Here is an 18,158-nt window from a genome sequence, read left to right as displayed (position 1 = left end):
TGCCGAACACGAATCGACGACCCAAGGAGCATGCCAGCAATTCCACCTCGCGTCGCCCCGGGCGAGCCCCGGGCCTGCTGGGTCGAGGGGCCCGGGCGCGCCGGCCTGCGGCCGTCGCCGCTGGCCGCGCCCGGCTCGGGCGAGGTACGGGTGCGCACGCTGCACAGCGGCATCAGCCGCGGCACCGAGCTGCTGGTCTTTCGCGGCGAGGTGCCCGAGAGCGAGTACGAGCGCATGCGGGCGCCGTTCCAGGAGGGTGATTTTCCGGCGCCGCTCAAGTATGGATATTCGAGCGTGGGCGTGGTCGAGCAGGGGCCGCCGGCACTGCTGGGGCGCACGGTCTTCTGCCTCTATCCGCATCAGACCCACTACGTCGTGCCGGCCGAGGCGGTGCATCCGCTGCCCGAGGGACTGCCACCGGCGCGCGCCGTGCTCGCGGCGAACATGGAGACGGCCGTCAACGCGCTGTGGGATGCGGCGCCGCACATCGGCGATCGCATCGCGGTGGTGGGCGCGGGCGTGGTGGGGCTGCTGGCGGCCTGGCTGGCCGGACGCATGCCGGGCTGCGAGGTCGAGGTCGTCGACACCAATCCCGGGCGTCGGGCGGTGGCCGAGCAGCTGGGGCTGAGCTTCGCGAGCCCGCAGGCCGCGCGCCCCGATGCAGACCTCGTCATCCACGCCAGCGGCAAGGCCGAGGGTCTGGCCACGGCGCTGCGCCTCGCCGCTTTCGAGGTCACGGTGCTCGAGATGAGCTGGTACGGCCGCCAGGCCGTCGCGCTGCCGCTGGGCGAGGCCTTTCATTCACGGCGGCTCACGCTCAGGAGCTCGCAGGTCGGGCATGTCGCGCAGTCGCAGCGCGCGCGCTGGAGCCACGGCCGCCGGCTGGCCTTGGCGCTGGCACTGCTGCGCGATCCGGCGCTCGATGCGCTGCTGACCGACGCGGCGCCCTTCGACGAGCTGCCGGCCGTGCTGGCGCGCCTGGCCGCGGGCGCGCCAGAGACCTTGTGCCATCGCATCGACTACCCCTGAACCCTTCACCGACTCACTCGCAAGGAAGCCCATGTACAGCGTCAATGTCCGCGACCACTTCATGATTGCCCACAGCTTCCGCGGCACGGCCTTCGGTCCGGCGCAGCGCCTGCACGGCGCTACTTATGTGGTCGACCTGGAGCTGCGCCGCGCCGAGCTCGATGCCGACGGCATGGTGGTCGACATCGCGCGCGCCACGGAGGTCCTGCGAAGCGTGCTGGCCGAGTTCAACCTGCGCAACCTCGACGAGGACCCGGCCTTCGAGGGCCGCAACACCACCACTGAGTTCATGGCACGCGTGATCTTCGACCGCGTCGCCGCGCGCATCGCGGCCGGCGAGCTCGGCCCGCATGCCGGCGGGCTCGCGGCCATGCGCGTGCGGCTCAACGAATCGCATGTCGCCTGGGCGGCCTACGAGGCGGCGCTTTGACGGGCGAAGCCCGCTGCAGCTTTCTGGTGCCGGGCGACCTGGACACGCGCACCGGCGGCTACACCTATGACCGGCACATCATCGAGGGCCTGCGTGCGCGGCAGTGGGCGGTCGAGGTGGTGTCGCTGGGTGAAGGCTATCCGGCACCGGATGCGGACGCACTGGCGCGCGCTGCGCGCGTCGTCGAAAGGCTGCCCGATGGGGCGCTCGCCGTCGTCGATGGCCTGGCCTTCGGCGTGCTGCCCGAACTGATGTGGCGGCATGCGCAGCGGCTGAACTGGGTCGCGCTGGTCCACCATCCGCTGGCGCTGGAAACGGGGCTGGATGCGGCCCGGCAGCAGGCGCTCGCCGACAGCGAGCGGCGCGCGCTCGCCCACGCGCGGGGCGTGATCGTCACCAGCCACGCCACGGCACGCGCGCTGGCGGACTTCGATGTCGATGCCTCGCGCATCGTCGTGGTCGAGCCGGGCACCGAGCCGGCGCCGCTGGCCGCGGGTTCCGGCAGCGATGCCTTGTCGCTTCTGTGCGTCGCCACGGTGACGCCGCGCAAGGGCCATGCCTTGCTGGTCGAGGCGCTCGCCGGGTTGAAGGACCGGCGCTGGGTGCTGCATTGCGCCGGCAGCCTGGTGATGGATGCCGCCTGCGCGTCCGCGCTCGTGCAGGCCATCGATGCTCACGGCCTGCGCGAACGCGTGCTGCTGCACGGCGAGCAGGACGAGGCGGGCCTGCGCGCGCTCTATGCCAAGGCCGATGCCTTCGTGCTGCCCTCCTTCCACGAGGGCTACGGCATGGCGCTGGCCGAGGCGCTGGCGCATGGGCTGCCCGTGATCAGCACGCGCGCGGGGGCCATCCCCGACACGGTGCCGGATACAGCGGGCATGCTGGTGACGCCCGGCGATGTCGTCGAACTGCGCGCCGCATTGCAGCGCCTGATGGACGATGCGGCCTGGCGTGCGCAGCTTGGCGCCGGCGCGCGCGCCGCGCGGAGCCGCCTGCCGAGCTGGGCGCAAAGCAGCGCGCGCTTCGCATCTGCGCTCGCGGGCTTCGAGCGCTCGGCGGCCTCGCGATGACTGGATTCAGCGCCGATTGGCTTGCGTTGCGCGAGCCTCACGATCTTGCGGCGCGTGCCGAATCTGCCGCGACGCTGAATTTGCGCGGCATGGCGACCCGGATGCGCCGCGATGGCCAAGCGCTCGACGTGCTGGACCTGGCTTGCGGCACCGGCGCCAATCTGCGCGCGCTCGCGCCGAGGCTGGGCGGCGCGCAGCGCTGGCTGCTGGTCGACCATGATCCGCGGCTGCTGGCTGCGCTGCCTGGGATCTTCGCGGCGTGGTCGAGCGCGCAAGGCCTGGTCTTGCGCGCCGAGGCCGAGTCCCTTCGCGTCGAGGGACCGGATTGGAATGCAGATGTTCGATGGCGCTGTGCTGACCTTGCGAGCGCACTGGAGGCCGTGCCCTTCGCGGACGCGCAGCTCGTCACCGCCGCGGCACTGCTGGACTTGGTGTCCGCGTCTTGGCTCGATGCGCTGTTCGAGCGATTGCAAAAGGCGAAGGCGGCGGCGTTCTTCGCCCTCAGCGTCGATGGACGCGTGAGCTGGGATCCGGTGGTCGAAGAGGACGAAGCCGTACACCGGCTGTTCGCGGCGCACCAGCGGCGCGACAAGGGTTTCGGGCCGGCGCTCGGCGGCGAAGCCCCGGCGATGGCGGCCGCTCGCCTGGCCGCCATGGGCTACGGCGTGAGTCAGTCACGCAGCGACTGGCACATCGAGGACATGGCCATGCTGCAGGCCATGATCGACGGCATGGGCAGCGCTGCGCTGGAACAGGAGCCGAACGCACACGCGCTCATTCAAGCGTGGCGCACGCGGCGGTCGGCGTCGCTGCCGTACGGTCGCTTGCAGGTGGGGCACGTGGATCTCCTGGCACTTCGCTAGGTAGCAAGCGCCGCTGCGTGCCCGGCTCGACGCGACACCTCCATTCTTGACATGCGCTGGTACAGACGCGTCATCTACCGCCGATGAACCGTCCGCAGCGACGGCCAAGGCTTACCCTGAGATTCTCGCTTTTTCTGGCAAGACGAAAACAAGTCGTTCGTTGATCTTGAGAATCGCCGCTGCTCAGCCCTGATCTCAGTGCGAGAGCGCCTGGGGTGGCGCGCAGCAGCAGGCCGAGCGGCCGCAGCCCCCTTTTTCTCAAGATTCAGTCATGCGAACCACGTACTCCTCCATTCCCGCTTTGATGCTCTTCTTGCTGCTGAGCGCCTGTGGCGGCGGCGGTGGGAGCGATGGAAGCGGGTTGGCCACCATGGCCGCCCTCGCCACTGCAGGCACCAGCACCGCCGGCAGCGGCGGCACGGGGACGAGCACCAGCGCCGGCGTCAAGACATTGGTGTCGGTGAACGCGGAGGCGCTTGGCGCGAACTGTGCTAACGGCGGCGTGCGCATCGAAGCCGGTCCGGACAGCGACGGCGACGGTGTGCTTGCGGTCAGCGAGGTTGGCAGCACCCAGTACCTGTGCCATGGTGTTGGAGGTGCACCCGGCACCCTGGGCGCTGACGGCCCTTCCGGAATGGCGGGCAGCAATGGCCTGAACGCGTTGGTGTCTATGCGCTACGAGCCGAGCGGCGCGAACTGTGCGGTTGGAGGCAAGGCGATCGACGCGGGCGTGGACGGCAACACCAATGGACTGCTCGACGCAGCCGAGGTTGGGAGTACCGGTTATGTGTGCAACGGTACCCCCGGCATGAACGGAAGCGATGGCGCCAACGGTGTTGACGGCACGAACGGTTCCGACGGCACGAATGGCACCGACGGATCAAACGGCGTCGACGGCGCGGCTGGATTGAACACGCTGGTGCGTATGCTCAGCGAATCCGCGGGCGTGAACTGCGTTTCTGGGGGAAGCAAGGTTGAAGCGGGGCTGGACAGCAACCGCAACGGTGTGCTCGATGCGAGCGAAGTCGGCGCCACGAACTACATCTGCAACAGTACGCCCGGCGCCGCGTTCGCCTGGGTCGATGTCACCGGCACGTCCGTGCAGGCAGAGTCGAATACCGGCTACATCGCGCGCAACGAAGCGGCGCAGGTGGTCGTGACCTTGCCGTCCAATCCAGCCATCGGCGACGTGGTGCGCGTCAGCGGTGCCGGTCTGGGCGGCTGGCGGATTGCGCAGAACGCCGGGCAGTCGGTGTACACGAAGAACCTGGGCGGCATGGCGGGCGCGACTTGGACGGCGCACGAGTCCAACAGATACTGGCGTGCCGTGGCCTCGTCGGCCGACGGCAGCAAGCTGGTGGCGGTGGCTTACTCCGGACAGATCTACACCTCGGCCGACAGCGGCGTGAACTGGACACCGCGCGAGTCCAATCGAGAATGGGGCTCGGTTGCTTCCTCGGCTGACGGCACCCGATTGGCGGCGGCGGTGTACACCGGCCAGATCTACACGTCGAGCGACAGCGGCGCGACTTGGACGGCGCGCGAGTCCAATCGATCCTGGCGTGCAATAGCCTCGTCGGCCGACGGCAGCAAGCTGGTGGCGGTGGTGGACAGCGGCCAGATCTACACGTCGAGCGACAGCGGCGCGACTTGGACGGCGCGCGAATCCAATCGATCCTGGCGTGCAATAGCCTCGTCGGCCGACGGCAGCAAGCTGGTGGCGGTGGCTTACTCCGGACAGATCTACACCTCGACCGACAGCGGCGTGAGCTGGACACCGCGCGAGTCCAATCGATCCTGGATGTCGGTGGCCTCCTCGGCCGATGGCGGCAAACTGGTGGCGGCGGACACCTTCGGACAGATCTACACCTCCGGCGACGGTGGTGCGAGGTGGACGGCGCACGAATCCGATCGGGAATGGTGGTCGGTGGCCTCCTCGGCCGACGGCGTCAAGCTGGTGGCGCTGGTTTTCCCCGGTCAGATCTACACCTCGGACGACAGCGGTGCGAGCTGGACGGCGCACGAGTCCCCCAGGGATTGGCTTGCCGTGGCCTCCTCGGCCGATGGCAGCAAGCTGGCGGCGTTGGTGACAGAAGGTCAGATCTACACCTCCATCGCCTCGACCATCTTGGGCACCGGCGGTTCGATCAGCGGCGCGTCGTCCGATGCCATCGAACTGCAATACGTCGGCAACGGCATGTTCACCGCGCTCAGCCATCAGGGCCGCCTGACCATTCAATAGCCGTCGGACTCCGGCCTGCGCGCCGGCTGGACCGAAGTTCCTCGGTCACCCTGCGGCCTTTTGGCCGGTAACCCCTTTGAAATCAACGAGTTGAGCGGCCTCATGTGTTCCAAAATGTAGGCATGTTATTTACTTGATATTAGCTTGTATTTGACCTATTAATGTAGGCATGCACATCCATGTCGTGCCGAATCGTGGCTCACCGCCCACCGTGCTGCTGCGCGAGTCCTACCGCGAGGGCTCCAAGGTCGGCAAGCGCACGCTGGCCAATCTGTCGAGCCTGTCGGCCGCGCAGATCGAAGCCATTCGAGCAGCCCTGCGCGGCGAGGCCTTGCAGCCGCTCACGCAGTGCTTGGAGATCACCGCGTCGCGTTCGCATGGCCATATGCAAGCCGTTGGCGAGGCTATGCAGCGGCTGGGCTTCGCCTCGGTGCTTGCCTCCAAGCCCTGCCGCGAGCGCGACCTGGTACTGGCCATGGTGGCCTCGCGCATCGCAGCGCCGCATACCAAGTTGGCCACCACGCGCTGGTGGCACACCACGACGCTGGCCGAGGACTTCGGTGTCGCCGACGCCGACGAGGACGACCTGTACGCGGCGATGGACTGGCTGCTCGCGCGCCAGGCCACGATCCAGAAGAAGCTCACCGCGCGTCACTTGAGGGCCGGCGCCCTGGTGCTGTACGACCTATCGTCGAGCTACTTCGAGGGCAGCAGTTGCCCTCTGGCCAGGCTCGGCTATAGCCGCGACGGCAAGAAGGGCCTGCTGCAGGTCAACTACGGCCTGCTCACCGATGCGCGGGGCTGCCCGCTGGCCGTGTCGGTGTACGAGGGCAATGTGGCCGACAGCCTGACCTTGCTGCCCGAGGTCAAGCGGCTGCGCGAGGAGTTCGGCGTCGAGCAACTGGTGATGGTGGGTGACCGCGGCATGATCTCCAACAAGGCGATCCAGGAGATGCGCGAGTCCGAGGGCGTGGGCTGGATCAGTGCGCTGAAGAGCGTCTCGATTCGCGCGCTGGTCGAGCAGGGCCACCTGCAGCTTGGTTTGTTCGACGAGCGCAACCTGCTTGAACTGAGCTCGCCGGACTACCCGGGCGAGCGCCTGGTGGCGTGCCGCAATCCGGAACTCGCCAAGCTGCGCACGCACAAGCGCGAGGACCTGCTCGCCGCCACCGAGGCCAATCTGCAGAAGATCAAGGCCCGGGTGGATGCACTCAAGCTGGCTGGGCGCGACGAGATCGGCTTGCGCGTGGGCAAGGTCGTCAACCAGTACAAGGTCGCCAAGCACTTCGAGCTGGTGATTGGCGACAACGCCTTCACCTTCGCACGCAAGACAGACGCCATCGCTGCCGAGGCGGCACTGGACGGCATTTACATCATCCGCACCTCGGTGCCAACGACGCAGATGGACGCGTCCCAGTGCGTGCGCAACTACAAGGCGCTCGCCAACGTCGAGCGCGCGTTCCGCTCGCTCAAGACGATCGATCTGAAGGTGCGCCCGATCCACCACCGCACCGCTGATCGGGTGCGCGCGCACATCTTCCTGTGCATGCTGGCCTACTACGTCGAGTGGCACATGCGCGAGGCTTGGGCGCCGCTGATGTTCGCCGACACGGATCAACAGGCCAAGGCCGCGCGTGACCCGGTGGCGCCGGCTACGCGATCCAAGGCGGCGCTGGCCAAGGTGGCCCGCCACATGCTGGATGACGGCACGCCGGTGCATAGCTTCTCGACCCTCATGGCCGAACTCGCCACCATCGTGCGCAACACCTGTCGCACGCCCAACGCCGGGGCCGACGCGCCGACCTTCGAGGTGCTCACTACACCCAACGTGCAGCAGCAGCGAGCGCTCAACCTCATCCAGCAGATCCGGTTGTAGACAGAAGCCGGACTCCCGAACTCACGCCAAGTGCTTGTCGTGCAAAGGCAAACTCGCTCGACGGCTTCAGGAACTTCGGGCTGGAGGGCACAACTCCGCGCTCAAGACGGCGAACTCGCCGCCCGCAAATCCAGATCCCACAGCACATCCGCCCCCATGCGGAACACGCGTGAAACGGGCCGCGGGCAATCGCGCATCGCCGCGCCGCCCGGCAGCGACAGCCCCGGCCGCCCGTTGCCGATCAGCACCGGCGCGACGCTGAGGTGCAGCCGGTCCATGCACCCTTGCGCGATGAAGCGCGAGACTGTGATCCCGCCGCCTTCGACAAAGAGCACCCGCAGGCCACGCTGCTGCAGGGCAGACAGCAGCGCGCGCAGATCGGGCGTGCCATCGGCATTCGACATCAAGCCCGGCACGCCCAGCACCTGCTCGGCGCCCACGCGCCGCGCCGACTCGTCCTCGCGCGCCGCGTCGCAGACCAGCAGCGTCGGGGCCTGCCGGTCCGACAGCACCCGCAGCGTCGGCGCCAACCGCAGCGAAGGGTCGATCAGCACCCGCACCGGATGCTCGCCCGACACCTGCCGCGTGGTGAGCTGCGGGTTGTCGATGGCGGCGGTGCCGGCGCCCACGATCACGGCGTCGCACAGCGCGCGCAGCCGGTGCAGGTGCAGCAGCACCTGCGGCCCGTTCACGAAGTTCGAATCGCCGCCGCGCGTGGCGATGCAGCCGTCGAGGCTCTGGCCCAGCTGGCCGATCACCCAGGCGGGGCTTTCGGGCGGGCGGTCGAGCACGGGCTTGAGCAGTGCGAAGAGCTCGAGGGCTTCTTCGTCCCATGCGTCCTCGTCGAGCATGAGGCCATGCGTCGGGTGACGGGTGAAGGGCTGCAGCGCATCGGCCGCCGGTGGCGGGCCCACGCCCCGGCGATGGCGCACGATGGCGAGGCAAAGGGGCCATAGCGCTTCCACGCCGGGCCGCGCGCGTGGGGTCGGGCTCATGAGGGGGTGCAGGTCGCGGGCATTCACCACCTTGGCTTGTAGTAGGGGTCGTCCGTCGCAGCACCCGGCGCGCCGGTGCCGCCCCACTGCGCGAACGCCAATGCAGCCACCACCCAGGCGGCGGCGACCGCGGCCACGATCAGCGGCTCGACCCAGGTGCGGGCGCTTGCGCTCGGGGGCGGCGCGGCGCGTTGCAGGCGGCGGCGTCCCCAGTGCACGAGCGGGCCCGCGGTGAAGGCGCCGGCGAGCAGCAGCAGCGTCGGGGGCCGGACTTCCGTCAGCAGCGCCGTAGCGAGCGCCAGCGCCAGCCAGGCCAGTGTCGAAATGAGGGCGCCGCTCGCGCCGAAGGCGATGCGCACAAAGGGCCAAAGCCACAGCGCACACCCCGCCACCGCAGCGGCCAGCGCCAGGCTCAGCTCGAAGAGCAGCGCCGAGCCGGATGTCATCGCGACGGCAGCCAGGCCCAGGCTGGCCACGACGAGGATCGCGGCCGCGTTGGCACGGGCCGCGTGCTCCCGCAGCACGGCGCGGATCACGGCCGTGCCCAGCACCCAGAGGCCGATCATGAGCGGCAGGGCTTGCGCGGCCAGGCTCGTCAACGCAAGCGCCCACAGGATGCTGGCCGTCAGCCACTCCGTTCGGCGCCCGGCATGCACGGCCTCCAGGCCCAGGCCGGCCAGCGCCACGATCGCGTAGATCCACGGCAGCCTTTCGGTGAGCGATCCGGGCGGCAGGCGCCAGCCCAGGATCCACGCGGCGGAGCCGACGATGGCCAGCGCGACGCCCGCTGCCGCCCAGCGCCTGCCCTGCACCGGGCCCAGCGCGCCGCGCAGCATGCCGGTCACCATGAACGCGACGACGAGCGGCAGCGCGAGGGCCTGGAACAGCGGGTGGTGGAGATCCATCGTCCGGTTATGAGCTGCCGGACCGTATCAGTCAATGGCGGCGGCCTGGGGCGAGATGCCCTGGGCCAGCGCCGCGTCGTGCTGGGCAGCGAGTGCGCGGCCGAAGCCTTCGCGCTCCTGCAGCCGGCCCCAGTAGGCGTTGACCGCAGCCGGCATCTGCGCCTGCAGCCCCAGCTGCCCGGCGAGCATCAGCGCATAGGCGACCGAGATGTCGGCGGCGGTGAAGCGGCCCGCGCAGAGGAACTCGTTGTCTTGCAGCACGGCGTCGATCCAGCGCAGCCGCGACAGGAACCACTTCGTGTAGTCCGCGGCCGCCTGCGGCAGCTTGCGCTCGTCGGGCTCGAAGTGGCCGTAGCGCAGCACGACGGTCTGCGGAAAGGTCAGCGTGGCCTCGCCCTGGTGCAGGCCGTTGAGCCAGGCGCCGAAGCCGGGCTCGTTCGGGCGCACGGCCAGGCCTTTGACGTTCTGCGGATCGAGGCGCTCGGCCAGGTACTGGCAGATCGCGGCCGACTCGGTCATGCGCGTGTCGCCGTCGATCAGCAGGGGGATGGTGCCCAGCGGATTGACCTCGAGGTAGCTGCGCTGGTGCAGGCGAGGCGGGAAGGGCAGCATGCGCAGCTCGTAGGGCGCACCCAGCTCCTCGAGCATCCAGAGGGGGCGAAAGGAGCGGGCGCTGACGCAGTGGTAGAGGACGACCATGCGCCACTCTACCTGCGCGCCCGGCATCTCAATCGAGGGTCGCGCCCGATTGCTTGACCAGCTTCTGGTGCTTCGCGAGCTCGGACTGGAAGAAGGCCGGTGCGGCATCGGGCCCGGTGTCCAGCACCATCAGGCCCTGCCCGGCGATGGCGTTCTGCGCCTCGGGCGAGGCCAGCGCCGTCTTCATGGCGCCGCTGTAGGCTTCGATGACGTTTTTCGGCAGGCCCGCGGGGCCGATGAGGGCGATCCACGCATCGAAGCTGTATCGGGGCACGCCGGCCTCGGCCAGCGTCGGAACGTCCGGCAAAGCGGCGGAGCGCGTGGGCGTCGACACCGCCAGCGCGCGCAAGGCGCCTGCCTTGACCTGCGCCGCGACCTGCGACACCGACACGAAGCCCAGCTGCACCTGGCCGCCGATCAGGTCGGTGACGAGCGGGCCGGTGCCGCGGTAGGGCACGTGCTTCATCTCGATGCCGGCCTCGCTCACCAGCAGCTCGCCCGCCAGATGCAGCGTGCTGCCATTGCCGGCCGAGCCGTAGTTGAGCGTGCCGGGCTTGGCCTTGGCTAGCGCGATCAGCTCCTTCACGTTCTTTGCGGGCACCGAGGGATGCGCCACGAGCACCAGCGGCACGGTGGCGATCACCGCAATGGGCGTGATGTCCTTGAGCGAGTCGTAGGGCACGGTCTTGTAGATGCCCGGATTGATCACGTGATTGGACGAGATCATGCCCACGGTGAGCCCGTCCTTCGGCGACTTCACGATCTGCGTGGTGCCCGGGATGCCGCCGGCGCCGACGATGTTCTCGACCACGACCGGATGGCCGGTGGCCTTGCCGAAGGACGGTCCGATGGCCCGCGCCACCGCATCGACGGTGGAGCCGGCAGCGAGCGGAACGACCATGCGGATCGGCTTGTCGCCGGCGGCGGGCTGGGCACCGGCGATCCACGGCGCGAGCGCCAGGCTCGCGCCGGCCAGCAGCGCCGCGAGGCAACGACGGAAGGGGGATTTCTTCATGGGCTTGTCTCCTTGGATGTTGTGGGTCATGCGTAGCGCCGCTGCAGTGCCTCGAAGGACAGCAGCTCGCCGGCGATGGCACTGGCGGCGACCGTGGGCGGGCTCGCGAGCCAGACCTGGCCCGGCCCGCCGCGGCCGGGAAAGTTGCGGTTGATCGCGCTCACCGTCACCTGCTCGGCGCGCTCCGAGGTGCCCGGGCCGCAGTTGCCGCAGGCGCCGCAAGAGGGCTGCAGGATGCGCGCGCCGACCCGCTCGAAGGCGTCGAGGTAGCCGCGCGCCACGCAGTGGTCGCGCACCGCCGTTGTGCCGAACTGCAGGAAGAGCGACACGTGCGCCGGAACGCGCAGGCCGCGGTCCGCGGCCCAGCGCAGCACCGCGTGGTAGTGGTCGAAGTCCTCGCGCTTGCCGGCCGTGCAGGAGCCGCCGTAGGCGATGTCGATGCGCACCGGTTCCTTCACCTCGGCCAGCGGCATGCCGTTGCCGGGATCGCCGGGGCGGGCGACCATCGGCGGCACGGCGCTGCAATCGATGCGCAGCGTCTCGGCGTAGTGCGCGCCGGCGTCGCTCTGCATCCAGTCCTCGAGCGCGAACGCGATGCCGCGCCGCTCGCGCAGGAAGCAAACCGTTTCCGCATCGGGTGCGACGATGCCGGTGAAGCCGCCCATCTCGGCCGTCATGTTGGTGAGCGTGGCGCGCTCGTCGGTCGACAGCTGCGCGACGGCCTCGCCGCAGAACTCGAAGACCTTGCCCAGGCCGCTGCCGGCGCGCAGGCTCGGCTCCGCCAGCAGATGCAGCACGATGTCCTTGGCGGTAACGCCGGGGCGCAGCGCGCCCTCGAGCACGATCCGGACCGACTCCGGCACGGTGAGCCGCACCGCGCCGGTCATGAAAGCATTGGCCATGTCGGTGGTGCCGACGCCGAAGGCCACGCAGCCCAGCGCGCCGCTGTGGGGCGTGTGCGAGTCGGTGCCCACCACCAGCTGGCCCGGCAGCGCGTAGTGTTCGGCCATCATCGCGTGCGAAATGCCGGCGGCGTTGCTGCCGTCGTCGGCGCGGGCCGCGTCCTCGGTCAGCGTGCGGTGCGAGCGCAGGCCGTGCTCGGCGGCGAAGTCGCGCTGCGCCTCCACCATGCGATGCACGTTGGGCACCAGGCCCCCGCGCACATGGGCGGGGCTTTCCTCGACGTAGGAAGTGTGGTCTTCGAAGACGACGATCGACGCCGGCTCGTGGAGCTCCAGCGCCCGGCCGAAGTTGGCGTGCAGCATGTGGGCGGCCATGCCGGTGTAGTACTCGTGGATGAAGCGCCAGTCGGCGCGCACGAAGGCACCATCGCCGCGGGCCGGATGCGCGGCGGTGAGTTCGGTGGCGAGGGCGTGGCGTGCGACGATTTTCTCGAACAGGGTGCGGGGCCCTTCGGCGCCGGCGTCCGGGGCGCTTCGCACATCGCGCATGAAGCGCTGGCCGAAGCGAAGCAGGCCGCCGCTCTCCAGGATGGCCGCCGCCAGCGCATCGCGGCCGGCGAGCAATTCGTGCAGCGGGATCGACTCGCCGGCGCGGATGCGCGGGACCAGACCGAAATCGGTGGACGTGAAGAGGCCGATGTTGTCGGCGTTCTGGCGGTAGATGCGCTCGAAGCTCTCGGCGATCACCAGCCGCACGCCGGCCAGTTTCTCCGCCGCCGGGCTGTGCTCGCGGGACGACCCCTTGCCGTAGCGCTTGCCTGCGACCACGACCTCGATGCCGCTCGTGCGGGTCGCATCGGCGCCGATCGGCAGCCTGTCGCCCGCCTTGAATCCGGTGTAGGGATAGCGCCCGAGCTTGTCGTCGTAGTGCGTGAGGATGGGCAGCGGCGTGATCTCGTCGGTGGAGACGTCGTCGCGCAGCGGCAGGGCCTCGGCGAGCGCCGGCGTGTCGCCCGCCAGGCAGCGTTCGGCCACCTGGGGCGCCACGCCGAGGAACAGGATCTGGGGTGCGAAGCGAAGCGCGGAAGGGGCTTCGGCGGCGGCTGGCTGAACGGCTGGCATGCGGCATCTTCGCGGCCAGCCGGTGCGGCGGGAAGCGCCAAGACGGCAGACCGGGTCTCGCGAAATGCGAGAGCCGGTCCCTCAGTCCCGCAGCGCGTCGATCAGCGCGGCCACCGGCCGCGGCCGCGGCGTCTTGCGCAGTGCGTAGAGATGCAGTTCGCGTTGCGCCCAGGCCTCTGCCAGCGGCCGGCGCACGAAGCGCGGGCTCCCTGCGTAGGCCGCGCCAGCGCTCTGCGGAACCACCGCGATGCCCAGGCCCGCTTCGACCATGCGGCACACCGCGTCGAAGCTGCTGACCCACACGGCCGGGGTGAAACTTTGCTGCAGCGCCTGTGCCCGCTCGTGCAGCGCGCGATCGAGGGCGCCGCCGCGATGGATGCCGATCAGCGGATGCGCCAGCAGCTCGGCGAAGGCCAGCGTCTTGCGTCGCGCGAGTGCGTGGCCGACCGGCAGCACCACCTGGAGCGGATCGAGCGCGAAGCGCCAGGCGTCGAGGCCGGCGGGCACCGGCGTCTCGACGCCCACGCCCACGTCGGCGCGGTCGTCGAGGCAGGCGCGGATCACGTCGCGCGTGTCTTCCTCGTGCAGCGACACTTCCACGCGCGGATGCGCTGCCATGAAGGCGCGCAGTCGCTCGGGCAGGAATCCGATCACGGCCGACATGTTGGCGTAGAGCCGGACCGTGCCGCGCATCTCGCCGCCTTCGAGCTGCACCTCGCGCACCAGCGACTGCAGGTCCTCGTCGATGCGCTCGCCGCGCGCCAGCACCAGCCGGCCGGCATCGGTCAGGGCGATGCCGCGTGGCGAGCGCACGAAGAGGGCGGTGCCGAAGGCGTGCTCCAGGTCGGCGATGCGCCGGCTCAGGGCCGAGGGCGCGATGTGCTCGAGTTCGGCGCCGCGCACGATGGAGCCGGCCCGCGCGGTCGAGACGAAGAGGCGCAGGCTGTAGGCATCGATGCGGCGGGTCATGGGGCGCATCCTACGGGCGGACCCTCTGCAGGCTCCGGGCCGCGGTGCAGGGGAAAACACGTAGGCGCCGAAGGGGACAAGAAGGGCGAAACGCTGAAGGACAATCCATCCATGAGTTCAAGCCAAGACATCGTGATCATCGGCGGGGGCCACGCCGCCGCGCAGCTGTGCGCCGGCCTGGCCGAGGCGGGGCAGGGCGCCCGCGTGCACCTGGTCTGCGAGGAGGACAGCATCCCCTACCACCGCCCGCCGCTCTCCAAGACTTTTCTCAAGAGCCCCGAGGAGGCGCCGCAATTGCATCGTGCCGAGACCTGGTATACGGAAGCCGGTATCACGCTGCACCTGGGCGATCCGGCGCTGGCGATCGATCGCGTGGCCCGCACCGTCACCTTGCGCTCCGGTGCGGTGCTGGGTTGGGAGCGGCTGGTGCTGGCCACCGGCACGCGCGCGCGCCGGCTGCCTGCGCTGGTCGGGCTGTCGAACGTGGCGCTGCTGCGAGCGGCCGACGAGGCGGCGCAACTGCGCTCCATGCTTTCCGCGGCGCAGCAGGTCACGGTGCTGGGCGGCGGCTTCATCGGGCTGGAGGTGGCGGCCACGGCACTTGGGTTGGGCAAGCGCGTCACGGTGCTGGAAAGCGCGCCGCGGCTGCTGAGCCGGGCCGTGTCGCCGGCCTTGTCCGAGCATGTGCTCGCCACCCATCGCGCCGGGGGCATGGACATCCGCGTCGGTGCCAAGACCGGCGCCTGGCAGACCGAGGGCCAGCGCCTCGTGGCGATCGAGGTCGACGGCGAGGCGCTGCCCGTCGATCTGCTGATGGTCGGCATCGGCGCCGTGCCCGAGACCGCGCTCGCGCAGGCCGCCGGCCTCGAGTGCGCCGACGGCATCGTGGTCGATGCCTACATGCAGACCAGCGACGAGGCCGTGCTGGCGGTGGGCGATTGCACCCGCTTCCCGGATCGGCGCGCCGGCCAGGCGCTGCGGCTGGAATCGGTGCAGAACGCCAACGACCAGGCGCGCACCGCGGTGGCGACGCTGACCGGTACGGCGCGGCCGCACGATGCGGTGCCGTGGTTCTGGTCAGACCAGGGCAGCCTGCGCCTGCAGATGGCGGGACTGGTGCCGGCCGAGGGCACGCCCGGCGCGAGCATGGTGCGCCGCCCGGGCGCGAATGCAGCGGCCTTCTCGCTGCTGCACTACGTCGACGGCGTGCTGCGCTGCGTCGAATCGGTCAATGCGCCGGTCGACCACATGATGAGCCGCAAGCTGCTGGAAGCGGGCCGCAGCCCGGACCCGGCGGTGGCTGCGGACCCCGCCGTGCCGCTGAAGACACACCTGGCCTAGGTGCTGGCCGCTGCGGTGCGTTTGCTGCTGCGATGTTCGGCCGCGGCGCTCTTGCGCAGCTCGGCGTCCATGGCGCGCGTTCCGGCCGCGAGTGCGGCCTCGTAGGTGTCGGCTTCGTACTCGGCGGCCTTCAGCACCTTCTGCGGTGCGCCGCTGTCGTCGGTTTGCAGCAGCGTCCAGATGAAGGACCCGGGCGCCGCCTCGTCGATGGTGAGCTTGATCGGAGGATGTTTCATGGCCCACTCATGGTGGACGGCGCAGCCCCCGATTTCTGTAGGCGAAGTTCCCTCGTCGCGGCGGTTACATCATGAGTTCATTGCTCGGCCCGCGCGCTCCGCCTCGGCGGGCCGATCGCCGGCATCCACCGGCACCTGCGACCCGCCGCGCAGCAGCAGCGCACCCAGCAAGGCAGCCGCGCCCGCGAAGATGGCACCCACGACGAAGGCCAGCTGATAGCCGCCCACCAGCGCGAGCAGCGGCCCGGCGCCAGCGGCCTGCATGCCCTCGGTGCGCGCAGAGGCCAGGCTCGCCAGCACCGCGAGGCCCAGCGCCCCGCCCATCATGAAGGCGGTGTTGACGATGCCCGAGGCCAGGCCCGATTCGCTGGGCGCCACGTCGCTCATCGCGACCAGCAGCATCGGGTTCAGCGCGATGCCGGCGCCCAGGCCGAGCAACGTCATGCCGGGCATCACGTGCAGCAAGAAGCTGCCTTCCACCGGCGCACCGGCAAAGAGCAGCAGCCCCGCCGCCGCCAGCAGCAGCCCGAAGGCCAGCGGCCCGCGGTTGCCGAAGCGCATCACCAGCTTGGCCGACAGCCCCAGCGAGAAGGCGGCCATGATCAGGTTGGCCGGCAGGAAGGCCAGCCCCACCTGCATCGGCGTGTAGCCGAGCACCAGCTGAAGGTAGAGCGCGGAGATGAAGAACCAGGCGAACATCGCGGCGGCCCAGAGCACGCCCATCACGTTGGCGACGGCGACGTTGCGCAGGCCGAAGAGGCGCAGCGGCATCAGCGGATGGCGCACCCGCGCCTCGATGGCGATGAAGACGGCCAGCAGCAGCGCCGCGACGCCGAGCAGGCCCAGCGTCCGTGCGGAGGTCCAGCCGGCCTCGTTGCCGTTGACGATGGCGTAGACCGCCAGCATCAGCGACAGCGTGACCGTGAGCGCACCACCAGCGTCCAGGCGCTCGCCGGCGGCATGGCCGGGCAGGTGCGGCAGCAGCGCCAGGCACAGCGCATAGACCGCCACGCCGATCGGCAGGTTGACCAGGAAGATCCAGTGCCAGCTCAGCGCATGCGTCAGCAGGCCGCCGAGCAGCACGCCGATGCTGCCGCCGCCGGCGCAGACGAAGCCATAGACGCCCATCGCCTTGGCGCGCTCGGCCGGTTCGGTGAACAGATTCATGATCAGCGACAGCGACACCGCCGAGACCACCGCGCCGCCCAGGCCCTGCACCGCGCGCGCCGCGATCAGCAGCGCCTGCGAGTTCGACAGGCCGCAGGCCAGCGAAGCCAGGGTGAACAGCGTGATGCCGGCGAGGAACAGCCGGCGGTGCCCGAACAAGTCGCCCAGCCGGCCGCCCAGCAGCAGGAAGCCGCCGAAGGTGAGCATGTAGGCGTTGATGACCCAGACCAGCGAGGTCTCGCTGAAGCCGAGGTCGGTGCGGATCGAGGGGAGGGCGACGTTCACGATCGTGGTGTCGAGCACGATCATCAGCACGCCGAGGCACAGGACCATCAGCGCCAGCCAGCGTCGGCGCCCTTCGATGTGTTTCTGGTTCATATTCTCTTTTGCGTCCGCCGGCGCGCGCTCGGCGAATTGGTTTGTGGATGGTGTACACAAACCATAGCAAAGATGCTGGACGCCGTCCACATACCCTACGGGGATTCGTAGCCGCAGCGCGCGGCGAGCCTCTGCGCGTCGAGGCTACCCCTGGTGTTGCACGGCCAGGGCCTGCCTGCGCAGGCCTGCGGTGCCGGGCTCAGTAGCGGTAGGGATTGTTCGGACGGCGGTCGTAGTAGTTGGGCACGCCGTCGCCGTCGCGATCGCGGTCGTAGCGGTTCGGCACGCCGTCGCGGTCGCGGTCGCCCCAGCCGCGTTCGCGGTGGTAGTAACGGCGATCGTCGTGGCCGTAATAGCGCGGCTGCGGAGCGTAGTAGGCGCGCGGCGGCGGGGGCGGCGCCGGAACGACGATCACCCGGTTGTCGTAGCGGCCGTCATGCGCCTGGGCCGGTGCGGTGGCGAGGGCGCCGAGGGAGAGCAGCGCGGCGGCGCCAAGGGCGAAAGCAGTCTTTTTCATGCGAGCTCCTCAGGTGGAACGAAGTGACTCCATCGTGCGCCGCCTCTGTGAAGCAGCGGTAAGCCGGAAGCGAAATCTTGTATAGCCGTGTGACGCTTCGGGGCCTACTGCAAAAGTAAACGCCGCCGTTGCAGTATTTGTTTACATGTAGATAAAATGTATTACATGAATACGGATCGTGACAATTTCCACGACTGGGCGCGGGACAAACCCGACACCAGTTTCGACTCCATCAGCCGGCCCGCGCCCTTCGAGGATTCAGAACACGGGGCGGTCAGCTGGGCACGCCTGGCCATCTTCGCGCTGCTCGGCGTGGTCTTGGTCGCCGGCTTTAAGTGGTTCGCTGGCCTTTGAGGACCGCCCCGGCTACCCGACGGCGTGCGCATCGTCGACTTGGCGCGT

At 69.7% G+C, this 18,158-nt stretch carries 17 protein-coding genes; 8 read left to right on the top strand and 9 right to left on the bottom strand.

Features of this window, described 5'->3' with window-relative positions; genetic code table 11:
- Positions 1-30 precede the first annotated feature (30 nt).
- The 6 genes from GXN78_RS05555 to GXN78_RS05530 all read left to right on the top strand — a co-directional run bounded on the left by GXN78_RS05555 (position 31) and on the right by GXN78_RS05530 (position 7,510).
- On the top strand, positions 31-1,029 hold the full coding sequence (locus GXN78_RS05555; RefSeq protein WP_106555298.1) for a zinc-binding alcohol dehydrogenase: 999 nt from the start codon (positions 31-33) through the stop codon (positions 1,027-1,029).
- A 31-nt stretch (positions 1,030-1,060) separates the two neighbouring features.
- The gene (locus GXN78_RS05550) at positions 1,061-1,459 is read left to right on the top strand and encodes a 6-carboxytetrahydropterin synthase (RefSeq protein ID WP_106555299.1); all 399 of its coding nucleotides are present in this window, start codon (positions 1,061-1,063) and stop codon (positions 1,457-1,459) included.
- A complete protein-coding gene (locus GXN78_RS05545) occupies positions 1,456-2,529 on the top strand; it encodes a glycosyltransferase family 4 protein (protein ID WP_106555300.1) in 1,074 nt (357 codons plus the stop codon). The genes GXN78_RS05550 and GXN78_RS05545 overlap by 4 nt, the downstream gene beginning before the upstream one ends.
- A complete protein-coding gene (locus tag GXN78_RS05540; protein ID WP_106555301.1) occupies positions 2,526-3,392 on the top strand; it encodes a class I SAM-dependent methyltransferase in 867 nt (288 codons plus the stop codon). The genes GXN78_RS05545 and GXN78_RS05540 overlap by 4 nt, the downstream gene beginning before the upstream one ends.
- Before the next feature lie 370 nt (positions 3,393-3,762).
- The gene (locus GXN78_RS05535) at positions 3,763-5,634 is read left to right on the top strand and encodes a hypothetical protein (RefSeq protein WP_164255375.1); all 1,872 of its coding nucleotides are present in this window, start codon (positions 3,763-3,765) and stop codon (positions 5,632-5,634) included.
- Positions 5,635-5,803: 169 nt separating this feature from the next.
- Complete coding sequence (locus GXN78_RS05530) at positions 5,804-7,510, top strand: IS1634 family transposase (protein WP_106561501.1); 1,707 nt, start codon at positions 5,804-5,806, stop codon at positions 7,508-7,510.
- 101 nt (positions 7,511-7,611) lie between these two features.
- Here the strand turns inward: GXN78_RS05530 and GXN78_RS05525 are convergent, their stop codons facing one another.
- From GXN78_RS05525 to GXN78_RS05500, 6 genes are all read right to left on the bottom strand, one after another.
- Positions 7,612-8,505 carry a RibD family protein gene (locus GXN78_RS05525; RefSeq protein WP_146163018.1) on the bottom strand — a complete coding sequence of 298 codons (894 nt, stop codon included), beginning with the start codon at positions 8,503-8,505 and terminating at the stop codon, positions 7,612-7,614.
- A gap of 23 nt (positions 8,506-8,528) precedes the next feature.
- Positions 8,529-9,410: a hypothetical protein gene (locus tag GXN78_RS05520; RefSeq protein WP_106555928.1), complete on the bottom strand. Its 882-nt coding sequence runs from the start codon at positions 9,408-9,410 to the stop codon at positions 8,529-8,531.
- Positions 9,411-9,437: 27 nt separating this feature from the next.
- On the bottom strand, positions 9,438-10,109 hold the full coding sequence (locus GXN78_RS05515) for a glutathione S-transferase (protein WP_106556046.1): 672 nt from the start codon (positions 10,107-10,109) through the stop codon (positions 9,438-9,440).
- 28 nt (positions 10,110-10,137) lie between these two features.
- A complete protein-coding gene (locus GXN78_RS05510) occupies positions 10,138-11,124 on the bottom strand; it encodes a tripartite tricarboxylate transporter substrate binding protein (RefSeq protein ID WP_106555929.1) in 987 nt (328 codons plus the stop codon).
- 26 nt (positions 11,125-11,150) lie between these two features.
- Positions 11,151-13,148, bottom strand: coding sequence for an aconitase family protein (locus tag GXN78_RS05505; RefSeq protein WP_106555930.1), 1,998 nt, complete (start codon positions 13,146-13,148; stop codon positions 11,151-11,153).
- A gap of 81 nt (positions 13,149-13,229) precedes the next feature.
- Positions 13,230-14,117 (bottom strand): LysR substrate-binding domain-containing protein, encoded by an 888-nt coding sequence (locus GXN78_RS05500; protein WP_106555931.1) that lies wholly within the window; start codon positions 14,115-14,117, stop codon positions 13,230-13,232.
- 111 nt (positions 14,118-14,228) lie between these two features.
- On the opposite strand from GXN78_RS05500, the gene GXN78_RS05495 reads away from it, so the two are divergent.
- A complete protein-coding gene (locus GXN78_RS05495) occupies positions 14,229-15,458 on the top strand; it encodes an FAD-dependent oxidoreductase (RefSeq protein ID WP_106555932.1) in 1,230 nt (409 codons plus the stop codon).
- Here the strand turns inward: GXN78_RS05495 and GXN78_RS05490 are convergent.
- The 3 genes from GXN78_RS05490 to GXN78_RS05480 all read right to left on the bottom strand — a co-directional run bounded on the left by GXN78_RS05490 (position 15,455) and on the right by GXN78_RS05480 (position 17,756).
- Positions 15,455-15,694 carry a hypothetical protein gene (locus GXN78_RS05490; protein WP_106555933.1) on the bottom strand — a complete coding sequence of 80 codons (240 nt, stop codon included), beginning with the start codon at positions 15,692-15,694 and terminating at the stop codon, positions 15,455-15,457. The genes GXN78_RS05495 and GXN78_RS05490 overlap by 4 nt on opposite strands.
- A gap of 69 nt (positions 15,695-15,763) precedes the next feature.
- Positions 15,764-17,239: a DHA2 family efflux MFS transporter permease subunit gene (locus GXN78_RS05485; protein WP_106555934.1), complete on the bottom strand. Its 1,476-nt coding sequence runs from the start codon at positions 17,237-17,239 to the stop codon at positions 15,764-15,766.
- A 199-nt stretch (positions 17,240-17,438) separates the two neighbouring features.
- Positions 17,439-17,756 (bottom strand): hypothetical protein, encoded by a 318-nt coding sequence (locus GXN78_RS05480; RefSeq protein ID WP_106555935.1) that lies wholly within the window; start codon positions 17,754-17,756, stop codon positions 17,439-17,441.
- A gap of 165 nt (positions 17,757-17,921) precedes the next feature.
- On the opposite strand from GXN78_RS05480, the gene GXN78_RS05475 reads away from it, so the two are divergent.
- Positions 17,922-18,110, top strand: coding sequence for a hypothetical protein (locus GXN78_RS05475; RefSeq protein WP_106555936.1), 189 nt, complete (start codon positions 17,922-17,924; stop codon positions 18,108-18,110).
- Positions 18,111-18,158 lie beyond the last annotated feature (48 nt).

This window comes from Variovorax sp. WS11, assembly GCF_010499245.1.
Taxonomy (GTDB): Bacteria; Pseudomonadota; Gammaproteobacteria; order Burkholderiales; family Burkholderiaceae_C; genus Variovorax.
The sequence above is the reverse complement of the archived record's forward strand: the minus strand, read 5'-3'. Positions and strand labels throughout refer to the sequence as shown.

Excerpts from the sequence above, each read along its gene's own strand:
- GXN78_RS05485 (WP_106555934.1), bottom strand. The coding sequence starts at position 17,239 with ATGAACCAGAAACACATCGAAGGGCGCCGACGCTGGCTGGCGCTGATG.
- GXN78_RS05505 (WP_106555930.1), bottom strand. The coding sequence starts at position 13,148 with ATGCCAGCCGTTCAGCCAGCCGCCGCCGAAGCCCCTTCCGCGCTTCGC.
- GXN78_RS05535 (WP_164255375.1), top strand. The coding sequence starts at position 3,763 with ATGGCCGCCCTCGCCACTGCAGGCACCAGCACCGCCGGCAGCGGCGGC.
- GXN78_RS05480 (WP_106555935.1), bottom strand. The coding sequence starts at position 17,756 with ATGAAAAAGACTGCTTTCGCCCTTGGCGCCGCCGCGCTGCTCTCCCTC.
- GXN78_RS05540 (WP_106555301.1), top strand. The coding sequence starts at position 2,526 with ATGACTGGATTCAGCGCCGATTGGCTTGCGTTGCGCGAGCCTCACGAT.
- GXN78_RS05550 (WP_106555299.1), top strand. The coding sequence starts at position 1,061 with ATGTACAGCGTCAATGTCCGCGACCACTTCATGATTGCCCACAGCTTC.
- GXN78_RS05475 (WP_106555936.1), top strand. The coding sequence starts at position 17,922 with ATGAATACGGATCGTGACAATTTCCACGACTGGGCGCGGGACAAACCC.
- GXN78_RS05525 (WP_146163018.1), bottom strand. The coding sequence starts at position 8,505 with ATGAGCCCGACCCCACGCGCGCGGCCCGGCGTGGAAGCGCTATGGCCC.
- GXN78_RS05520 (WP_106555928.1), bottom strand. The coding sequence starts at position 9,410 with ATGGATCTCCACCACCCGCTGTTCCAGGCCCTCGCGCTGCCGCTCGTC.
- GXN78_RS05510 (WP_106555929.1), bottom strand. The coding sequence starts at position 11,124 with ATGAAGAAATCCCCCTTCCGTCGTTGCCTCGCGGCGCTGCTGGCCGGC.
- GXN78_RS05515 (WP_106556046.1), bottom strand. The coding sequence starts at position 10,109 with ATGGTCGTCCTCTACCACTGCGTCAGCGCCCGCTCCTTTCGCCCCCTC.
- GXN78_RS05500 (WP_106555931.1), bottom strand. The coding sequence starts at position 14,117 with ATGACCCGCCGCATCGATGCCTACAGCCTGCGCCTCTTCGTCTCGACC.
- GXN78_RS05555 (WP_106555298.1), top strand. The coding sequence starts at position 31 with ATGCCAGCAATTCCACCTCGCGTCGCCCCGGGCGAGCCCCGGGCCTGC.
- GXN78_RS05495 (WP_106555932.1), top strand. The coding sequence starts at position 14,229 with ATGAGTTCAAGCCAAGACATCGTGATCATCGGCGGGGGCCACGCCGCC.
- GXN78_RS05490 (WP_106555933.1), bottom strand. The coding sequence starts at position 15,694 with ATGAAACATCCTCCGATCAAGCTCACCATCGACGAGGCGGCGCCCGGG.
- GXN78_RS05530 (WP_106561501.1), top strand. The coding sequence starts at position 5,804 with ATGCACATCCATGTCGTGCCGAATCGTGGCTCACCGCCCACCGTGCTG.